The following is an 18089-nucleotide window of genomic DNA, read 5'->3' as shown; positions in this document are numbered from 1 at the left end:
GCTTGCCCGGCCGGCCCTGCCGGCCGGGCATCCGTCCCCTCCGGCCACAGGCGTAACGGGCATGACCACCGACACCCGAGTGACCCCGCAGCGGGGTGAACGCATCCTCAGCCTGCGCAACATCACCAAGAAATTCGGCGCCGTTTCCGCCCTGACCGACATCGAGCTCGACGTCCATGCCGGAGAAGTCGTGGCGCTCGTCGGCGACAACGGCGCGGGCAAGTCGACACTGATCAAGATCCTCGCCGGCGTGCACCAGCCGACCTCGGGCACGATCGAGTTCAACGGCCGGGAGGTCGCGCTGGCCGATCCCGGGGCCGCGCTTGATATGGGCATCGCCACGGTGTTCCAGGACCTCGCTCTCTGCGAGAATCTCGATGTCGTGGCCAATCTCTTCCTTGGCCACGAGCTTTCGCCGCTGCGGCTGGACGAGGTCGAGATGGAAGTCCGCGCCTGGACCCTTCTGAGGGAACTGGCCGCCCGCATTCCTTCGGTGCGCGAGCCGATCGCTTCGCTTTCGGGCGGACAACGCCAGACCGTCGCCATCGCGCGTTCGCTGCTGCTGAACCCCAAGGTCATCATGCTCGACGAGCCGACCGCCGCGCTCGGCGTCGCGCAGACCGCCGAAGTGCTGAACCTCATAGAGCGCGTTCGCGATCGCGGCATCGGCGTCATCATCATCAGCCACAACATGGAGGACGTACGCGCCGTCGCCGATCGCATCGTCGTGTTGCGGCTCGGCCGCAACAACGGCGTGTTCACGACCGAAACCACGAACCATGAGCTGGTCGCCGCGATCACCGGCGCGACCGAGAATGCCGTCTCTCGCCGTCAGGACCGCAAGGCCTCCGAGGCCCACTCCCAGGAGCAGAGCCTATGAACCAGGATGTCAAGCAGCAGGAAGCTCCCGCGCTCGACCGCGGCGACACGCGTGTGCGCCACGACGAAGGGCTGATGGGCGCGGTGAACGGCTTCATCGACCGGGTCCGCTCGGGCGATCTCGGCATGCTGCCGGTGTTCGTCGGCCTGATCGTGATCTCCATCGTGTTCTCCAGCCTGAACCCGGTGTTTCTGGCGCCGAACAACCTCGTCAACCTGCTCTTCGACTGCGCCACCGTCGGCGTGATCTCGCTGGGCATCGTCTGCGTCTTGATGCTGGGCGAGATCGACCTGTCCGTCGGCTCGATGAGCGGCTTCGCCTCGGCGCTCGTGGGCGTGCTCTGGGTGAATTCCGGCTGGCCCGTGGCCGGCGCGATCGCCGTCGCCATCCTGGCCGGCATCGCGGTGGGCGCCCTCTATGCCTTCCTCTACAATCGCCTCGGGATGCCGAGCTTCATCGCGTCGCTGGCCGGACTGCTCGCGATCCTGGGGATGCAGCTCTACATCCTCGGGCCGACGGGCTCGATCAATCTGCCCTATGCCTCTCCGCTCGTACGGTTCGGCCAGATCCTGATCATGCCGGCCTGGCTGTCGCATCTGCTGGCGCTGGTTCCGGGCGTGGTGCTGATCGTCACCGGCCTGGCCACGATGAACCGGCGGCGAGATGCGAAGCTTTCCGCCCAGCCGCTCGCCAATCTCGTCATCAAAGCGGTCGTGCTGACGGCAGCGCTGGAATTCGCGGTCTACTATCTCAATCTCGGCCGGGGCGTGCCCTGGATGTTCGGCCTGTTCGTCCTGCTGGCCGTCGTTCTGAACTACGCCCTCACGCGCACCAAATGGGGACGCTCGATGTTTGCCGTCGGCGGCAACCGCGAGGCGGCGCGCCGGTCGGGCATCAATGTGCGGCGGATCTACATGTCCGCCTTCGTGCTCTGCTCGACCCTTGCCGCACTCGGCGGCGTGCTTTCGGCCGCGCGGCTCGCCTCCTCGAGCCAGCAGGCCGGCACCGGCGACGTGAACCTCAATGCCATCGCGGCGGCCGTCATCGGCGGCACCAGCCTCTTCGGCGGTCGCGGCAGTGCCTATTCCGCGCTGCTCGGCATCATCGTCATCCAGGCGATCTCCAACGGGCTGACACTGCTCAATCTGCCATCCTCGCTGCGCTACATGATTACCGGCGGGGTCCTCGCCACCGCGGTTATCGTCGACTCGCTGGCCCGGCGCTCTCGCGTCAGCCACGGCCGCGCGTGACTACCAAGAACGGAGACCGGACTATGGCTCAGCAATTGGAAGGCAAGGTGGCCGCGATTACCGGCGCGGCCTCCGGCATCGGCCTCGAATGCGCGCGCACGCTGCTGGGCGAAGGCGCCAAGGTGGTGCTGATCGACCGGGCAGAAGATCGACTGAAGGCGCTCTGCGCCGAGATGGGACCGAATGCATTGCCGCTGGTCGTCGATCTGCTCGACGGCAAGCAGCTTTCGGGCATCCTGCCGCGGATCCTCGAACTGGCCGGAGGGCTCGACATCTTCCACGCCAATGCCGGCGCCTATATCGGCGGACCGGTCGCCGAGGGCGACCCCGATGCCTGGGACCGGATGCTCAACCTCAACATCAATGCGGCTTTCCGCTCGGTCCATGCGGTCCTGCCGCATATGATCGCGCAAAAATCCGGCGACGTCCTGTTCACCAGTTCGATCGCCGGCGTGGTCCCGGTCATCTGGGAGCCGATCTATACCGCCTCGAAATTCGCGGTTCAGGCCTTCGTGCATACGGTGCGGCGCCAGGTCGCCCAGCATGGCGTCCGCGTCGGCGCCGTTCTTCCTGGCCCGGTTGTGACGGCGCTGCTCGACGACTGGCCGAAGGCCAAGATGGACGAGGCCCTGGCGAATGGCAGTCTGATGCAGCCGAAGGAGGTTGCGGATGCCGTGCTCTTCATGCTGACGCGGCCGCGCAATGTGACGATCCGGGATCTGGTCATCCTGCCGAACAGCGTCGACCTGTAGGAGACCTCCCGAAATCGACGCCGCCCGTCCCTTTTAAGCGCGTTGTTCGTATCCCCTCGCCTCTGAAGCTCGATTTCATTCAGAGACGGGACAGCCGGCCGGCATCTATCTGAACAGGGTGAGTAACATGAAGCAGCCTGGCATCCACCTGATCGGCGTCGATGTCGGCACCGGCAGCGCTCGCGCCGGTGCCTTCGACCTCGGCGGCCGGATGCTCGCCTCGGCCAGGCGCGACATTTCCCTGTGGCGCGAACATGGAAATCTGGTCGAGCAATCCAGCCGGGAGATATGGGAGGCTGTCTGCGCCTCCGTTCGCGAGGCCGTCGAAAATGCCGGCATTGCCCCGGACACCGTCGCCGGCATCGGCTTCGATGCCACATGCTCGCTGGTGGTGCTCGGCCCGGGCGGCAAATCCCTTCCCGTCGGCCCCTCCCAAGACGCCGACCGCGATATCATCGTCTGGATGGACCATCGCGCCACCGGCCAGGCCGAGCGCATCAATGCCACGGGCCATGAGGTGCTGAAATATGTCGGCGGCCGTATCTCGCCCGAGATGGAGACACCGAAGCTGTTGTGGCTGAAGGAAAACCGTCCCGAAGTGTTCGCGGCCGCCTGGCAGTTCTTCGACCTCGCCGATTTCCTGACCTGGCGTGCGACGGGAAGCCTCGCGCGGTCGACCTGCACGGTCACCTGCAAATGGACCTATCTCGCGCATGAGCGCCGCTGGGACCCGAATTACTTCCGCACCATCGGGCTCGAGGAACTGGCCGACGAAAGTTTTGTCCGCATCGGTCAGGAGATCGTCGACCCCGGTACGGCCCTGGCCAGCGGCTTGACCGAGCGCGCCGCGAAAGAGCTCGGACTACCCACGGGGACCGCGGTCGCCGCCGGTATGATCGACGCTCACGCCGGCGGCATCGGTACGGTGGGGATCGGCGGTGCGCCGCAGGCCAATCTTGGCTATGTGTTCGGCACGTCTTCCTGCACCATGACCAGCACCGCCGGGCCGGTCTTCGTTCCCGGCGTCTGGGGTCCCTACTATTCGGCGATGGTGCCCGGCATGTGGCTGAACGAGGGCGGCCAGAGCGCGGCGGGCGCGGCGATCGACCAGCTCCTGCGTTTCCACCCTGCGGCCGCGGAAGCCGCCGAGCTCGCGCAGCGCAAGGGCGTCGCGCTGCCCGTCCTGCTCGCCGATCTCGCGGCGGCGAAATGCAGCACACCGAGCGAAGCGGTGAAGCTGGCGACCGGTCTTCACGTCGTCCCGGAATTCCTCGGCAATCGCGCACCGCACGCCGATCCGCATGCGCGGGCCGTGATCGTCGGCCTCGGCATGGAGCGGGACATCGACAGTCTCGTTGCTCTCTACGTCGCCGGTCTCTGCGGTATTGGCTACGGCCTGCGCCAGATCGTCGACACCCAGGCCGAAGCAGGTGCCGCGGTCGAAAATGTCGTCATCAGCGGCGGCGCAGGCCAGCACGAATTTGTCCGCCAGTTGCTGGCCGACTCGAGCGGCAAGCCCGTCGTCGCACCGAGGGCATCGGAGCCGGTGCTGCTGGGAGCGGCGATCCTCGGCGCGGTCGCAGCTGAAAAATTCGCGGACATGCGCGACGCCATGGCGAGGCTTTCCTCCGCCGAGCGCACCTATCGGCCCGCGCAGGGGGAGATCGCCGATATCCACCGGCGGCGCTTCGAAGGTTTCAAGCGGTTGCAGATCGACGCGCAGACGCTCAGAAGCTGCTAGCCTCGGCCAGCGAGGCAGCCGCCCCGGCCTAAGGCCGCGCATCTCGGACGAGGCTTTTCGTACCGGGTCGAGAAAAGCGGTCCTGTCGAACAGCCGCCGGACAGGAAAGATTGAACGAGCAGAGTTTTCGAACCCGGCTCTTCGCCGCCGGATGCGCGAGCTTCCTGTTCATTCGGCCGCATCTTGATTTGGGCGGGATCGCCCACGCCGTAACCTACCGTAAACTACGTCCATCTGCCCGCGGCATCTGCCTATGCTGACTTTCAGGGGCACTTTGAGAAAAGCAGATTGGAATTGCAGTTCGAGAAAGTCGCCGGCGCGCCGCCGCGATCTGGACTTCAACAGAATCGGCTTTTGTGCTGAGCTGTGATGTGCCTGGATTACTCAATGGAGAGAAGGTATGAGATTCAAGACAATTTGCCTCGCGCTTTGCTTAACCGCTTCGTCTTTCATCACGCATCCGGCTGCCGCCCAGACCATGAGCTTCGGGGATTCGGTTGGGCTGTGGGCGCAGGCTTGCCGCGCCGATGTCGAAAAATCCTGCAGGAGCATAAGGCCGGGCAGCGGCAAGCTGGCTTCATGCCTCCAGGCAAAGGCCTCTTCTTCCTGCAAGTCGGCCACAGCCGCATTCATCACGAACATGGAAGCCCGCCTTGCCGCCGAGCAGGCCGCGCCGCAGCTTTGTGCCTTCGACGTCAAAGAATTCTGCGCAAGCCAAGGGACAGGGCAGGCCCGGAAACTGCACTGCCTGATGCGGCGGGACAATTTCCGGAGGCTGACGACAGCCTGCAAGCAGGCCCTGCAGGCCGCCGGCTGGCTCGATCAGATAGCGAAGATCCAGTAGCAGGGCAGCGGTCAGGTGAAAGGCAGATCAGGGGACGGAAGATGAAGAGTAAAGAAGCGCTACTCCTTGCAACGATGCTCGCTCTCGGCGCGGTCGCGGGCCAGTCATACGCGCAGGAAGGGATCACATATGGGCAGGCGATCAAGGAGTTAAGTCAGACTGGCAAATCCGCCGAGAAAGTCGGTATCGATACGGAATCAATTCGTCGCGATATTCAGGCCCGTATCCAGGCGGATGGCACGGAAAATGCCACCGGCGCCCCGCCTATTGCGGACGTATTGAAGAATCTTCCGAATTTCATCGTTCAGATCCAGTTCGATCTGGGCTCCGACGTCATCCGACCCGAATCCTGGGTTACCGTGGGACGCATTGCCGATGCGCTTCACCATCCGCTTCTCATGAGCGACCGCTTCCTCGTCGTCGGCCACACAGACGCCAAGGGAACACGGACCTACAATCTCGAACTGAGCCAGAAACGCGCCGCGGCGGTCGTGGAAATGCTGGTGAACACGTTCCGCGTCCCACAGGGTCAGTTGGTTGCATTGGGCCTGGGGGAAGAGCAGCTCTTCGATCAAAAGGACCCGTTCAGCGGCGCCAACCGGCGTGTCGCGATCCTCAATATTGGTCCGCTCTGACAAGCAGCTGAGGCGTTCTTTCTGACTCGCCTCGAAGCAATTGCGGGCGGCGCTATTTGAGAATTTGCTGAAGCATGTCTCCCGAAAGTGGGTACCGGTTTCGGGAGAAGGGCATGCGTAGCTTATGGCGGGCTCCCGGGCCGAGGCCCGGGAGTTCGTCGCTTGCCATCTTGCATATACGCCTTTTGGTCAGGTAGCCGCCCGTCACCTGCGCGATAGACTTCCAGTCGGGACGTGGGATTCACTGAAAGGGATGCCGCCTACCCGGAAGCCGAGCGCGAGAGGCTCGGGCTTCTGAAGTTCAAAAAGATGTAGTTCGCAGGGGCGAACGAAAAGCGGCCGGCGGTTGGCATGACGATTGCCGATCTGCCGGCTGCTTTATTTATCCCTCGCCTTCGGTCGGCGTGTCGTCCTCGATCTCATCTGTTGGAGAACCATTGCCTGGGCGCTACTGCCAGGTGGCGATGGTTGCGCTGCCCATGGTCGGCAATTGTTTCGTACGCGTCCCACTCGATCCACACCGTAGCGCCGGCCGGCTCGAACCGGCGAGCATGCAAATCGGTCCGGCGCGGCGGGCCGGACCGCGCTGAGGCGTGTACCGATCGGCAGCCCCCGTCAGGCCGGCTTGTCGACTTCGCCGCCACCCTCGGCCCAATCCTTGAAGGCGCCGAGATTGTAGACCTTCTCGTAGCCCATGTCCTTCAGCACCTTGCCGCTGAGCGCCGAACGGCCGCCGGAAGCGCAGTAGAGGATGATCGGCCGGTCCTTGCGAAACTCCGCATTGTGGTAGGGCGTGTCGGCATCGGCGCGGAATTCCAGCATGCCGCGCGACACATGCAGCGCGCCTTTGACCTTGCCGCTCGCCTGCAGTTCCGGCGCGTCGCGAACATCCACGACGAGAGCACCTTGCTTCGATATCATCTCGCGCGCCTCCTGCGGCGAGACCTTCGGCACCGCGGCATTTGCCGCCGCCATCATTTCCTTGACGCTCGTGGCCATGTCTTCCTCCATTGGGCAGAGGTCCAAGAATAGAACCGATGCGGAAAACGACAAGCGGTCGTTTTTCTTCCAAGCCGGCAGGCGGGCTGTTGCGGAAGACTGATGATCTTCGCGGATGTCAGCCCAATCGCAACGCGATCACCCCGGCGACGATGAACAGCGCAGCCGCGATGCGCCATGCCGTCAGCCGCTCGCGCAGCGCGAGGAAGGAGATCGACATGGCGAAGAGAATCGAGGTCTCGCGCAACGCGGCGACGGAAGCGATCGGCGCCTTCGTCATCGCCCACATGGCGATCCAGTAGGCCCCGGCGGCGAGCGCGCCGGTGACGACGCCTGTCTTCCATTCGAGCAGCATGGACGAGACGATCGGCCGGCCGCGTAGCCAAAGCGACAGAACGAGAGTCCACAGCCCGTCGACGACGAACAACCAGACGGCATAGGAGGAAGCGGTCGACGCGGCCCGCGCGCCGGAACCGTCCGTCAACGTATAGCCCGCCACGAAAAGCGAGGTGACGAGCGCGAAGCCGACGGCGCGGCGGTCGACCCCGCCAATATCGGTGCCGCCGCGAAAGGACATGAGCGCCGTGCCGGCGCACAGGAACAGGATGCCGGCCATGGCAAGCGAACCGGGAACTTCGTTCACCAGCAGAATGCCACCGAGCGTCGTCAGCAGGGGCGCGGTGCCCCGCGCCAGAGGATAGGCGAGCGAAAGGTCGCCCGTCTCATAGGCCTTGATCAGGAACAGCCGGTAGCCGGTGTGCAGCGCGGTCGACGTCAGGATCCAGACCCAGACCATGCCGTGCGGCATCTCGACGAAGGGCAGCGCCGGCAGGGCCGCCACGCCCATCCCGAGAGTCATGAGCTGGATCGAGGCGAAACGGTCGAGCCGAACCTTGATCAGCGCGTTCCAGACCGCATGCATGAGAGCGGCGGCGAGCACCGCGACAAAGACGGCGGCGCTCATTCCGGCACACGCTCCGTCACCGCCCGTCCGCCGTTTCGAGATCGATATCGACCCAGACCGGGAAATGATCGGAGGCAGGTTCATCGAGATCGACGCGCAGCGAGCGTACACGCTGCGCCAGCATCCCGCTCACGAAACAATAGTCCAGCCGGCGCTCCTGCAGCGTGTCGTCGGCGAGCCGCCTCACATGGGTATGGGACACCTCCCCGCCGGCCGCCATCATCGTCGCGTCGACGAAACCGCCGAAACAGGCGACCGACGGATGGTATGGATTGGAACCTGTTATGCGCCGGTATTCGGCGCTGCCGGACTCGCTGTTGAAATCGCCCATCCAGATTGCCGCGAGCGGCGCTTCGGGCTCTGGTTCCCCATTCGTCCAGTCGCGATGCGGCTCGTCGTCGGTGCCGCTCCACGGACCGCCCTCGAACGGCACGCGGCGATGATGTTCCAGGAGGAAGTCGATCTGCTCGAGCCGCTCTTCGGCGCCGATATGGGCAAGGTGCAGGGAGAACACGCGCAGCGGCCCCCACGGCGTCCGGATCATGCATTCGAGCGCCGGGTTCTGGGTGTTCAGCGGGCTCACCACGCGCCGCATGGGTAGTAGATGCAGCCGCGACCAGACGATCGGCAGGCGCGACAACAGCATGGTGCCGAATTGCCGCCGCCGATTGACCAGCCGACCGTCGGCGTCCCGCGTGCTGGCATCCATGTCGAAGGCCGGCCCGTAGACGAAGTGATGGTCCGGCAGGAGGCGCGACAGGATCTCGGGCTGGTCGTCATCGTTGCTGCGCCTCCAGTGACGCTCGACCTCCTGAAGCGCGATGACGTCTGCATCTGCCACGGCGCGGGCGATGCGCGCCAGATCGTAGCGGCCGTCGGCGCCGAAACCGTACTGGATGTTGTAGCTGACGAACTTCAACCGGTTTACCCCCTCACCTGGCGTGGCTTGTCGGCTGGCGACTGGCAAGGAGGGAACATGTCCGGCCCCGGTCGTGCAGGGACTTGCTTCTATTCGGCGGGGCCGGGCATCTCGGCCGGTGCCGTCGGTGCAGGCACCCTCACGGGGAACAGCGTCCGCAGCACGACATAGAAGACCGGCGTCAGGAACAGTCCGACGAAGGTGACGCCGAGCATGCCCGAGAAGACGGCCGTGCCGAGCGATTGGCGCATCTCGGCGCCGGGACCGACGGCGATGACAAGCGGTACGACACCCAGGATGAAGGCGAAGGCGGTCATCAGGATGGGCCGCAGCCGCAGACGGCATGCTTCGACCGCCGCCTCGACAACCGAGGCACCACGTTCCTGCGCCTGACGCGCGAACTCGACGATCAGGATAGCGTTCTTTGCCGCCAGCCCGACAAGCACGATGAGGCCGATCTGGACAAGCACATTGTTGTCCAGCCCTCTCAGCGCGACGCCGACGAGCGCGGCAAGCACGCCCAGCGGCACGATCAGCACGATCGCGAAGGGCAGGACCCAGCTCTCATACTGCGCCGCGAGCGCCAGGAAGACGAAGAGCACCGACAAGGCGAAGATGAAGACGGCCGTATTGCCCGTGCTGCGTTCCTGGAACGCCAGTTCGGTCCATTCATAGGAGGTACCTTCGGGCAGGATCTCCTCGGAGATACCCTCCATCAGGTCGAGCGCCGTGCCGGTCGAGACGCCGGGCGCGGCGCTGCCCTGGACCGGGACAGACACATACATGTTGTAGCGCTGCACCAATTGAGGGCCGGTGACATCGCGAATGTCGACCAGCGTTCCGAGCGGCACCAGTGCCCCCGTCGCGGAGCGGACCTTCAGCCTCAGAATGTCCTCCCGCTGCAGCCGGAACGACTGGTCGGCCTGCGCCTGCACCTGGTAGAGGCGGCCGAAGGCGTTGAAATCGTTGACATAGGCTGCGCCCAGATTGACCGACAGCGTCTCGAAGATGTTCGGTATCGGCACGTTCAGCATGCGCGCCTTGTTGCGGTCTATGTCGAGGAAGAACTGCGGACTGGAGGCCGAGAAGGTCGTGAACACCCCCATCAGACCGGGCGTCTGGTTGGCCTTGGCGGCGACCTGGTGAGCGAGTTCGAGGATCTTGCGAATATCGGTGCCCTGGCGCTCCTGCAATTGCAGCTTGAATCCGCCCGAATTGCCTATGCCCCGGACCGGCGGCGGCGCCAGGGCGATGATGAAGGCCTCCTGGATGCTCTGCAGCCGGCCGAACAGGTTGCCGATGATCTTGTCCTGCGACAGCCCCTGCGCCAGGCGATGCTCGAAAGTATCGAACGGCGCGAAAATCACGCCCGCATTGCTGGCATTGGTGAAGGTCGCGCCGGAGAATCCGGAGAAGGCGACGGAATTGACCACCCCCGGAGTTTCTCGCACGATTTCGGAAGCCCTCCGGACGACCTCGTCCGTGCGCGAAAGGGACGCCGCGTCGGGCAACTGGACGACCACGATCGCATAACCCTGGTCCATCGCCGGAATGAAGCCGCGCGGCACGGTCTCCAGCATATGATAGGTCGCGTAGAGGAGAACTGCGAAGGCCGCCAGCATGACGCCGAGCGCGACCCGCGTCCCCACCATGACCCGGACGATGCCGGCATAGCGATCCGCCATCCAATCGAAGCCGCTGTTGAAGCCGTTCGCCAGCGCATTGCCGAAGCGGGCGAGCAAGAACCTGGGCGGCTCGTGCGACGCCGTATGCGGCTTGAACAGCAGCGCCGCGAGCGCCGGCGAGAGCGTCAGCGAGTTGAAGGCCGAGATGATCGTCGACACGGCGATGGTGACGGCGAACTGCAGGTAGAACTGGCCGCTGATGCCGGGAATGAACGCCGTCGGCACGAACACCGCCGTGAGCACCAGGGCAATCGACACCACCGCGCCGCCCACCTCGTCCATGGTGCGGTGCGCCGCGTCCCTGGGGTCAAGCCCGAGGGCGATGTTGCGCTCGACATTCTCCACCACGACGATCGCATCGTCGACCACGATGCCGATCGCCAGCACGAGGCCGAACAAGGTCAGCATGTTGAGGGAGAAGCCGAAGGCCAGCAGGACCGCCAGCGTGCCGATGAGCGAAACCGGAATAGCGACGATCGGGACGATCGCCATGCGCCAGGACTGCAGGAAGACGATGATGACGATGACGACCAGCAGCACCGCCTCGAGGATGGTCTTGTAGACCTCGTTGATCGATTCGGCGATGAACTCGGTCGGGTTGTAGATGATCTGGTAGCCAATGCCTTGTGGAAAATCGCGCGACAGCCGCGCGATGGTTTCCTGGATTTCGGCCGATGCGGCCAGCGCGTTGGTGCCGGGCCGCTGGAAAATGGCCAGGGCGACCGCGGGCTTTCCGTTCAGGTAGGAATTGGTGACGTAGCTGCGCGCGCCGAGCTCGATGCGCGCCACATCCTCCAGCGTGACCAGTCGGCCGTCCTCGGTCGACTTCACGATGACATAGCGGAAATCGCGCGCTTCGTTGAAACGGCCCTGCGTCGTGACCGTATACTGGAAAGCGTTGCCCTGGTTGGTGGGCGGCGCTCCGATCGCGCCTCCCGAAACCTGGACGTTCTGTTCGCGCAAGGCGTTCACGACGTCTCCGGCCGTCATGCCGTAGATGGAGAGCTTCTCGGGATCGAGCCAGACGCGCAGCGAATATTCACGTTCCCCGAAGATGAGGAGATCGCCGACCCCGTCGAGGCGAAGAAGGATGTCGCGGATGTTCGAGCGGGCGTAGTTCGACACGTAGAGCTGGTCATAGCTGTCGTCGGGCGACAGCATGTGGACGACCATCATCAGGTCGGGCGAACTCTTGGTGGTGGTCACACCCAGCCGGCGCACCTCCTCCGGCAGCTTCGGCTGGGCGATCGACACGCGGTTCTGCACTAGCACCTGGGCCTGGTCGAGATCGGTGCCGAGCCGGAAGGTGATCGTAAGCGACATCGAGCCGTCGCCGGTCGAGTAGGAGGACATGTAGAGCATGTTCTCCACGCCGTTGATCTCCTGCTCCAGCGGCGTCGCCACCGTTGCAGCGACGGTATCGGCGTCCGCTCCGGGATATTGCGCGCGCACGACGATCGTCGGCGGCGCGATCTCGGGATATTGCGCCACAGGCAGTTGGGAGTAGGCGATCGAGCCGACGATCAGGAACACGATCGACAGGACCGAGGCGAAGATCGGCCTGTCGACGAAGAAATGCGCGAATCTCATCGCGGCAGCTCCGCAACTTCCGCTTCGGCGGGAAGCGTCACCTGTTCGGCCTTGACCTTCACGCCCGGCCGGACGCGCACCAGCCCGTCAACGACAATCGTCTCGTCTCCGGTCAGGCCGGTTCGGACGACACGATAGCCGTAGAGTATGGGACCCGTACGGATAGGCTTGGCCGATATCGTTCCCGTCTCGTCCACCACATACACGACACGTCGGTCCTGGTCGGCGCCGATCGCTTCGTCGGGAACGAGGATGCCCTTATAGGGAAGCGAGCCCGGCATGGTGATCCTGCCGAACATTCCAGGTTGCATTATGCCGTCGGCATTTGCGAGGCGGGCCCGCATGCGCATCGTCCCCGTCTGCGAATCCAGGCGGTTTTCCGAGAAGTCCAGCTTGCCGGCGAACGAAACCGGGTCGCGATCGTTCAGCCTGACGCTGACGTCGAGTCCGCCGGCGCCCTCTTGAAGCGATCCGCCGCGCTCGCGCGCGTCGCGCGCATAGGCAAAGGCCGAACGCTCGTCGATGTCGAAATAGAAGTCGATCGGATCGAGCGACACGATGGTGGTGAGAAGGGTACTGTCGGCCTGGACGAGGTTTCCCGGCGATACCAGCCTGCGGTCGATGCGCCCGGAGATCGCCGCCCGAATCTCCGTGAAGTCGAGATTGAGGCTGGCGTTGCGCAGGTCCGCCTTGGCGCCTTCGAGCTGGGCGAGCGCCGAGAGATGCTCGCGGCGGCGATCGTCGAGCACGGAGATCGCCAGATTGCCCGACTTGGCGAGCGCGTCGGCCCGTTCGAGCTGCGACGTGGCGAATTCGAGCACCGAGGTCGCGACGTCCACCCGCGATTTCGCCGAGTCGTACGCGGCCTGATACGGCCGCTTGTCGATGGTGAAGAGAAGGTCGCCCGTCTTCACCATGGCGCCGTCCGTAAAATGAACCTCGTCGAGATAGCCGCCGACGCGGGACCGGACGTCGACGGAATCGACCGCCTCGAAGCGCCCCACGAAACTGTCGCTTTCGACAACCTGGCGGACAACCGGCTTGGCGGTGGTCACGACAGGGAGATTTTCCTGGGCGCGCAGGCCGGTGGGAAACCACAGCAGCAGAAGCACGGCCGCGAGGCGCGGCATCAGGGGCGTCGAGCGACCAAACTCTCTCAAGCGCTGCACATCCGTTCCTTTACAGAGTTGTTTCGACATTCGAGGGCCGAGGGATGCCAGCGACCAACCACCAGGCTACGCCCCGGCCGGCCGGAGCCGCCACCCCACCGCTTCATGCCGGCGATGGGAGCCGGTCACAGGCTTCCATGTCGATGCCCGGGGCTCCGCGCGGCCGCTTCAGCGCGCCATCGGCATTCCGGGTTTCAGAAGCGATACATCGCGCCGTCGGCCGATCCTTCCGACGTCCGGGCGATACCGAAGGCACGAAGGCCGTTTTCCGTGTTTGCCGCGATAAGGTCACCTTGCTGGACTTCTCGTCTTCCCCGCGCCCGCCTTTCTATACCGATTCCGTAGCCGGGTGGCGAGACCGATGATCGATCACGACGACGTGTAGCCGTTCGACGGTCGGCAGCTGGCCATGATGAAAAGTGGCGCCGTCCCCACGGCGGCCGCCCTGCAGCGCGCCGCGAGCCTCAGTGCAGCACCAGGACGTCGCCCGACGAGAAGCTGATCTCCGTCTTGGCGCCGACGGCGGGCGGCGGCGAGGCGGGATTGTTGAACGTGTCGAGCGAGACCGCGTTCTGGCCGATGCCGACACGCACGCGGATCACCGAGCCCAGGAAGCTGACATCGGCGATCTCTCCGCCGAGGCTGGTATCGCGGCCGGGCTGGCGGCCGAGCGCAATGGCTTCGGGGCGCAGCGCCAGCGAGACCGCGTCGCCGGTCTTGGCGCCGTTCAGCGATCCCTTGAGCGAAAGCTGGCTGTCGCCAAGCCGCACCGTGCCGCTCGAAGCATCCGCCACCGTGCCTTCCAGCACGTTGAGCGTGCCCACGAAATTGGCGACGAAACGGGTCGCCGGCCGGTTGTAGATCTCGAACGGCGTGCCGACCTGTTCGGCCTTCCCTCCATACATGACGACGATGCGGTCGGAGATGGACAGCGCCTCTTCCTGGTCGTGCGTGACGAAGATCGTGGTGATCCCCAGCGCCTTCTGGATCGAGCGGATCTCGTCGCGCAGCGCGACTCGCACCTTGGCGTCGAGCGCCGACAGCGGCTCGTCGAGCAGCAGCAGCTTGGGCTTGGGCGCCAGCGCGCGTGCCAGCGCCACACGCTGCTGCTGGCCGCCGGAGAGCTGGTAGGGGTAGCGGCCGCCGAAATCGGGCAGCTTGATGATCCCGAGCATCTCGGCGACGCGGGCATCGGCCTCGGCCTTGGGCACGCCGGCGACCTTCAGCCCGAAGCCGATATTCTGCGCCACCGTGAGGTTGGGGAACAGCGCATAGGCCTGGAACACCATGCCGACATTGCGCTGGTTCGGCTTCAGCCTGGTGACGTCCTTGCCGCCGACGACGATGTTGCCGGCGCTCGGCTCCTCGAAGCCGGCCACCATGCGCAACACGGTCGTCTTGCCGCAGCCGGACGGCCCGAGCAGCGAGATGAACTCGCCGGCGCCGACATCGAGATTGAAGTCCTGGACGACGGTCGCGCTGCCGAAGGATTTGCGGATGTGCCGTATGCTGAGGAAGGGATCGGCCATGGCTTTCTACTTTCTCAATTCGGCCGGCTGGCCGATTTCGGCGCGAAGCGCGACAGGATCTGGATCACCGACATGCAGCCCCAGGTGATGGCGAAGGCGATGATGGCGAGTGCCGCCGGTTCATAGGCACGATTGGCGCCGATATTCTGCAGATAGGGGCCGAAGGCCGGCCGGTTGAGCAGGCTAGCCATGGTGAACTCGCCGATCACGATGGCGAAGGTCAGGAACGCACCCGACAGGACCGCGATCAGCACATTTGGCAGGATGATGCGGACGACGATCGTGGTCCAGCCCGCGCCGAGGATCTGCGCGGCCTCGGTCAGGGTGCGCACGTCGATGGTCCTGAGACCTGTGTCCACGGCCCGGTACATGTAGGGCAGAGCGAGCGTCGCATAGCCGATGACGAGCAGCACGTCGGTACCGCGCGCCGTGGCCAGGAACGGCAGCGGCGACGACGAGCCATACATGCGGATGTAGCCGAAGACGATGACGATCGCCGGGATGATGAGCGGCAGCAGCGTGATGAACTCGACGATAGGCCTGAGCCACGGCATCCTGAGCCGGATCCAGTAGGCGGTCGGCACCACGACGAGGATGCCGAGCAGGATCGTGAACACGGCGACCGTGACGGAGTAGAGGAAGGTCTCCTGGAACCGGACGTCGCCGAGCACGACCCTGTAGGCATCGAAGGAATATTCGCCGCGCCGCATGCGCAGCGAGAATTCCAGCGTCGCGATCAGCGGCACGAAGAAATAGATCGCGCCGACGGCAAAGGTGAGCCAGGCCCAGAAGCGGGTGCCCTTCATCTCAGCCACCTCTCGCTGCGGGTCCGGAACCAGATGTAGAACACATTGGCCAGGCCGGTGATGACGATCATGCCGAAGGCCAGCGCATAGCCAAGATGCGGATTGTGCAGCACGTCGCCGCGGATCTGCGCGTAGAGCAGGATCGGCACGATGTTGAGCGAGGAGCCGGTGAGCGCATAGGCCGTTGCTATCGCACCGAAGGAATTGGCGAAAAGCAGGATCACCGTGCCGAGGAAGCTCGGCCAGATCACCGGGATGACCACCATGCGCCAGTACTGAAGCTGCGTGGCGCCGAGCGTGGCCGCCGCCTCTCCCCACTCGCGCTTCAATCCGTCGATGGCCGGCGTGATGATCACCACCATCAGCGGGATCTGAAAAAAGAGATAGGTGAGCGTGAGGCCCCAGAAAGACAGGATGTTGAAGCCATGCGCGTAGATATTGAAACCGAGGCTGCCGAGCAGCACGGTCACGAGGCCAAGTCGGCCGAGCGTCGCGAGGAAGGCGAAGGCGAGCGGCACGCCGGCGAAATTGGAGGCGACGCCGGAGAAGGTGAGCGTGGCCGAGCGCACCCAGCCCGGCAGGCCGCCGCGCACGATGGCGATCGCGATGGCGAGGCCGATTAATGCCCCGATCAGCGCCGAGGCCAGACTGATCCGGATCGAGATCCAGTAGGCCGCGACGATGGAGGGCTGCGACAGGGCGGCGATGTTGTCGAAGGTGAACTCGCCCTGATTGTTCTGGAATGCGCCGACGACCAGATACGCGGTCGGCAGGATCAGGAAGAACAGTGCGAAGAGGAAGAACGGCGCGACGCCGAGCCATTGCGTCGGAAGGCGCAGCCCGCGTTCCGTCGCGGGCGGCATAGAAAGATCTGCGGGCTTGGAGACTGCGGCATCTGCCATGGGTGGATCCGGTATGATCCGGGCGGCCGCTCGGCCGCCCGGAAGGATGAAGCTATTGCACGTTGGCACCGACGACGGAATCCCAGCCCTTGGTGATGGCCTCCTTGGCGGCTCCCTGCTCGTCGAGCGTCGGGAAGGCGGCTGCCTCATAGGCAGCGGCCGGCGGCAGCTTGTCCAACAGTTCCTGCGGGATCAGCCCCTTCTGGGCCAGATCGTTGAAGCGGATCGGGTGGCAATAGCCTTTCAGCCAGCCGAGCTGGCCTTCGTCGGAGTAGAGATATTCCATCCACAGCTTGGCGGCGTTCGGATGCGGCGCATAGGCGCTGATGGCCTGGACATAGACGCCGGCGACGACGCCCGACTTGGGCACGACCACCTCGACGGGCGGATTGCCGTTCAGCGTGTCGCGGTCGGCGAGCGCGTTGTAGTCCCAGCGGACGAGGACCGGCGTCTGGCCCTGGGCGAGCGTCGCTGCCTTGCCGATGACGGGCACGAAATTGCCGTTCGCGTTCAGCTCCTTGAAGAATTCGAGCCCGGCTTCGCCGGCGGCCTTGCCGGCCGCGGCGCCCTTCGACAGGCCGGCCGCGTAGACACCCTGGATGGCCTGGTTCGAGGCCCGCGGATCACCCGCCAGCGCGACGGCGTTCTTGTATTCGTCCTTGAGCAGATCGGCCCAGTCCTGCGGCGCGTTGGGGACAAGGTCCTTGTTCACCTCGAAGGCGAGCACGCCGTAATAGTCGCCGTACCAGTAGCCCTCCGCATCCTTGGCGCTGTCCGGGATCGAATCCCAGGTCGAGACCTTGTAGGGCTGGATCAGGCCGTCGGCCTTGGCCTGCGGACCATAGGAAAGGCCCACGTCGATCACGTCGGGCGCCTGCGGGCCCTTGTTGTCCTTGTTGGCCTTGATCGCCTCGATCTCGTCGCTGGAGCCCGCGTCGGGATTGAGCTCGTTGATCGTGATTTCCGGGTACTTCTTCTTGAAGCCTTCGATGACCGCGCCGTAACCGCACCAGTCATGCGGCAGCGCGATGGTGGTGAGCTGTCCTTCGGCCTTCGCGGCCGCGACCAGCTCGTCCATGGATTGGGCCGACGAGATCGCCGTCGCCGCCATCAGCGACGCTGCGGTGAGGGAAAGCACTTTCCCCGCAAACTTGAACATGGTGTCTCTCCGTTGAACTGGCGTCACTCGGCGCCAGCGCTGCGGTATCCCTGTCAGATGACAGTTGCGTGAAACGCAGGCGCGAGCAGCCCCGAGACGTGAAAAGTTAACTACTTTTGCCAGCATGCCGCAATCGCCCGAAGTATTTTTCCGGCTAAATATCAGTGCCGGCCGGCATTGTAGCGCCGCGCGTCCCATGGACGCGCGAAGGACGCTTCAAGCGCTTGGCCTACGCATCGTGCCTCGCGAAATCGTCTCCGGTTTT

Annotated in this window: 15 protein-coding genes; 6 read left to right on the top strand and 9 right to left on the bottom strand. The window is 64.7% G+C overall.

The window, feature by feature from the left end:
* Positions 1 to 61 precede the first annotated feature (61 nt).
* The 6 genes from JN280_RS13860 to JN280_RS13835 all read left to right on the top strand — a co-directional run bounded on the left by JN280_RS13860 (position 62) and on the right by JN280_RS13835 (position 6102).
* A complete protein-coding gene (locus JN280_RS13860; RefSeq protein WP_202312917.1) occupies positions 62 to 880 on the top strand; it encodes an ATP-binding cassette domain-containing protein in 819 nt (272 codons plus the stop codon).
* Positions 877 to 2130, top strand: coding sequence for a sugar ABC transporter permease (locus tag JN280_RS13855; protein WP_202312915.1), 1254 nt, complete (start codon positions 877 to 879; stop codon positions 2128 to 2130). The genes JN280_RS13860 and JN280_RS13855 overlap by 4 nt, the downstream gene beginning before the upstream one ends.
* 23 nt (positions 2131 to 2153) lie before the next feature.
* Positions 2154 to 2882, top strand: coding sequence for an SDR family oxidoreductase (locus tag JN280_RS13850; protein ID WP_202312914.1), 729 nt, complete (start codon positions 2154 to 2156; stop codon positions 2880 to 2882).
* 127 nt (positions 2883 to 3009) lie between these two features.
* Positions 3010 to 4623: an FGGY-family carbohydrate kinase gene (locus JN280_RS13845; RefSeq protein WP_202312913.1), complete on the top strand. Its 1614-nt coding sequence runs from the start codon at positions 3010 to 3012 to the stop codon at positions 4621 to 4623.
* A 400-nt stretch (positions 4624 to 5023) separates the two neighbouring features.
* Entirely contained in the window at positions 5024 to 5467 is a 444-nt protein-coding gene (locus tag JN280_RS13840) for a hypothetical protein (RefSeq protein WP_202312912.1), read from the top strand.
* A 41-nt stretch (positions 5468 to 5508) separates the two neighbouring features.
* On the top strand, positions 5509 to 6102 hold the full coding sequence (locus tag JN280_RS13835; RefSeq protein WP_202312911.1) for an OmpA family protein: 594 nt from the start codon (positions 5509 to 5511) through the stop codon (positions 6100 to 6102).
* 615 nt (positions 6103 to 6717) lie between these two features.
* On the opposite strand, the gene JN280_RS13830 is transcribed toward JN280_RS13835, so the two are convergent.
* The 9 genes from JN280_RS13830 to JN280_RS13790 form a co-directional block, all read right to left on the bottom strand.
* Positions 6718 to 7101: a rhodanese-like domain-containing protein gene (locus tag JN280_RS13830; protein ID WP_202312910.1), complete on the bottom strand. Its 384-nt coding sequence runs from the start codon at positions 7099 to 7101 to the stop codon at positions 6718 to 6720.
* 118 nt (positions 7102 to 7219) lie between these two features.
* Positions 7220 to 8065 carry an EamA family transporter gene (locus JN280_RS13825; RefSeq protein WP_202312909.1) on the bottom strand — a complete coding sequence of 282 codons (846 nt, stop codon included), beginning with the start codon at positions 8063 to 8065 and terminating at the stop codon, positions 7220 to 7222.
* Positions 8066 to 8081: 16 nt separating this feature from the next.
* Positions 8082 to 8984 carry an endonuclease/exonuclease/phosphatase family protein gene (locus tag JN280_RS13820; RefSeq protein WP_202312908.1) on the bottom strand — a complete coding sequence of 301 codons (903 nt, stop codon included), beginning with the start codon at positions 8982 to 8984 and terminating at the stop codon, positions 8082 to 8084.
* Between the two features lie 89 nt (positions 8985 to 9073).
* Positions 9074 to 12259 carry an efflux RND transporter permease subunit gene (locus JN280_RS13815; RefSeq protein WP_202312907.1) on the bottom strand — a complete coding sequence of 1062 codons (3186 nt, stop codon included), beginning with the start codon at positions 12257 to 12259 and terminating at the stop codon, positions 9074 to 9076.
* A complete protein-coding gene (locus JN280_RS13810) occupies positions 12256 to 13389 on the bottom strand; it encodes an efflux RND transporter periplasmic adaptor subunit (RefSeq protein WP_202314752.1) in 1134 nt (377 codons plus the stop codon). The genes JN280_RS13815 and JN280_RS13810 overlap by 4 nt, the downstream gene beginning before the upstream one ends.
* Positions 13390 to 13892: 503 nt before the next feature.
* Positions 13893 to 14957 (bottom strand): ABC transporter ATP-binding protein, encoded by a 1065-nt coding sequence (locus JN280_RS13805; protein WP_202312906.1) that lies wholly within the window; start codon positions 14955 to 14957, stop codon positions 13893 to 13895.
* Positions 14958 to 14971: 14 nt separating this feature from the next.
* Positions 14972 to 15763, bottom strand: a complete 792-nt coding sequence (locus JN280_RS13800; protein WP_202312905.1) for an ABC transporter permease — start codon at positions 15761 to 15763, stop codon at positions 14972 to 14974.
* On the bottom strand, positions 15760 to 16626 hold the full coding sequence (locus JN280_RS13795; RefSeq protein WP_244743525.1) for an ABC transporter permease: 867 nt from the start codon (positions 16624 to 16626) through the stop codon (positions 15760 to 15762). The genes JN280_RS13800 and JN280_RS13795 overlap by 4 nt, the downstream gene beginning before the upstream one ends.
* 91 nt (positions 16627 to 16717) lie before the next feature.
* Positions 16718 to 17824, bottom strand: coding sequence for an ABC transporter substrate-binding protein (locus JN280_RS13790; protein WP_202312901.1), 1107 nt, complete (start codon positions 17822 to 17824; stop codon positions 16718 to 16720).
* Between the last annotated feature and the right edge of the window lie 265 nt (positions 17825 to 18089).

The sequence above is a fragment of the Mesorhizobium sp. L-8-10 genome, assembly GCF_016756635.1.
Lineage (GTDB): Bacteria > Pseudomonadota > Alphaproteobacteria > Rhizobiales > Rhizobiaceae.
The sequence above is the reverse complement of the archived record's forward strand: the minus strand, read 5'-3'. Positions and strand labels throughout refer to the sequence as shown.

What these genes read in the sequence shown, in the direction of transcription:
- JN280_RS13860 (WP_202312917.1), top strand. Translation starts at nt 62, where the DNA reads ATGACCACCGACACCCGAGTGACCCCGCAGCGGGGTGAACGCATCCTC.
- JN280_RS13855 (WP_202312915.1), top strand. Translation starts at nt 877, where the DNA reads ATGAACCAGGATGTCAAGCAGCAGGAAGCTCCCGCGCTCGACCGCGGC.
- JN280_RS13850 (WP_202312914.1), top strand. Translation starts at nt 2,154, where the DNA reads ATGGCTCAGCAATTGGAAGGCAAGGTGGCCGCGATTACCGGCGCGGCC.
- JN280_RS13845 (WP_202312913.1), top strand. Translation starts at nt 3,010, where the DNA reads ATGAAGCAGCCTGGCATCCACCTGATCGGCGTCGATGTCGGCACCGGC.
- JN280_RS13840 (WP_202312912.1), top strand. Translation starts at nt 5,024, where the DNA reads ATGAGATTCAAGACAATTTGCCTCGCGCTTTGCTTAACCGCTTCGTCT.
- JN280_RS13835 (WP_202312911.1), top strand. Translation starts at nt 5,509, where the DNA reads ATGAAGAGTAAAGAAGCGCTACTCCTTGCAACGATGCTCGCTCTCGGC.
- JN280_RS13830 (WP_202312910.1), bottom strand. Translation starts at nt 7,101, where the DNA reads ATGGCCACGAGCGTCAAGGAAATGATGGCGGCGGCAAATGCCGCGGTG.
- JN280_RS13825 (WP_202312909.1), bottom strand. Translation starts at nt 8,065, where the DNA reads ATGAGCGCCGCCGTCTTTGTCGCGGTGCTCGCCGCCGCTCTCATGCAT.
- JN280_RS13815 (WP_202312907.1), bottom strand. Translation starts at nt 12,259, where the DNA reads ATGAGATTCGCGCATTTCTTCGTCGACAGGCCGATCTTCGCCTCGGTC.
- JN280_RS13810 (WP_202314752.1), bottom strand. Translation starts at nt 13,389, where the DNA reads ATGCCGCGCCTCGCGGCCGTGCTTCTGCTGCTGTGGTTTCCCACCGGC.
- JN280_RS13805 (WP_202312906.1), bottom strand. Translation starts at nt 14,957, where the DNA reads ATGGCCGATCCCTTCCTCAGCATACGGCACATCCGCAAATCCTTCGGC.
- JN280_RS13800 (WP_202312905.1), bottom strand. Translation starts at nt 15,763, where the DNA reads ATGAAGGGCACCCGCTTCTGGGCCTGGCTCACCTTTGCCGTCGGCGCG.
- JN280_RS13795 (WP_244743525.1), bottom strand. Translation starts at nt 16,626, where the DNA reads ATGCCGCCCGCGACGGAACGCGGGCTGCGCCTTCCGACGCAATGGCTC.
- JN280_RS13790 (WP_202312901.1), bottom strand. Translation starts at nt 17,824, where the DNA reads ATGTTCAAGTTTGCGGGGAAAGTGCTTTCCCTCACCGCAGCGTCGCTG.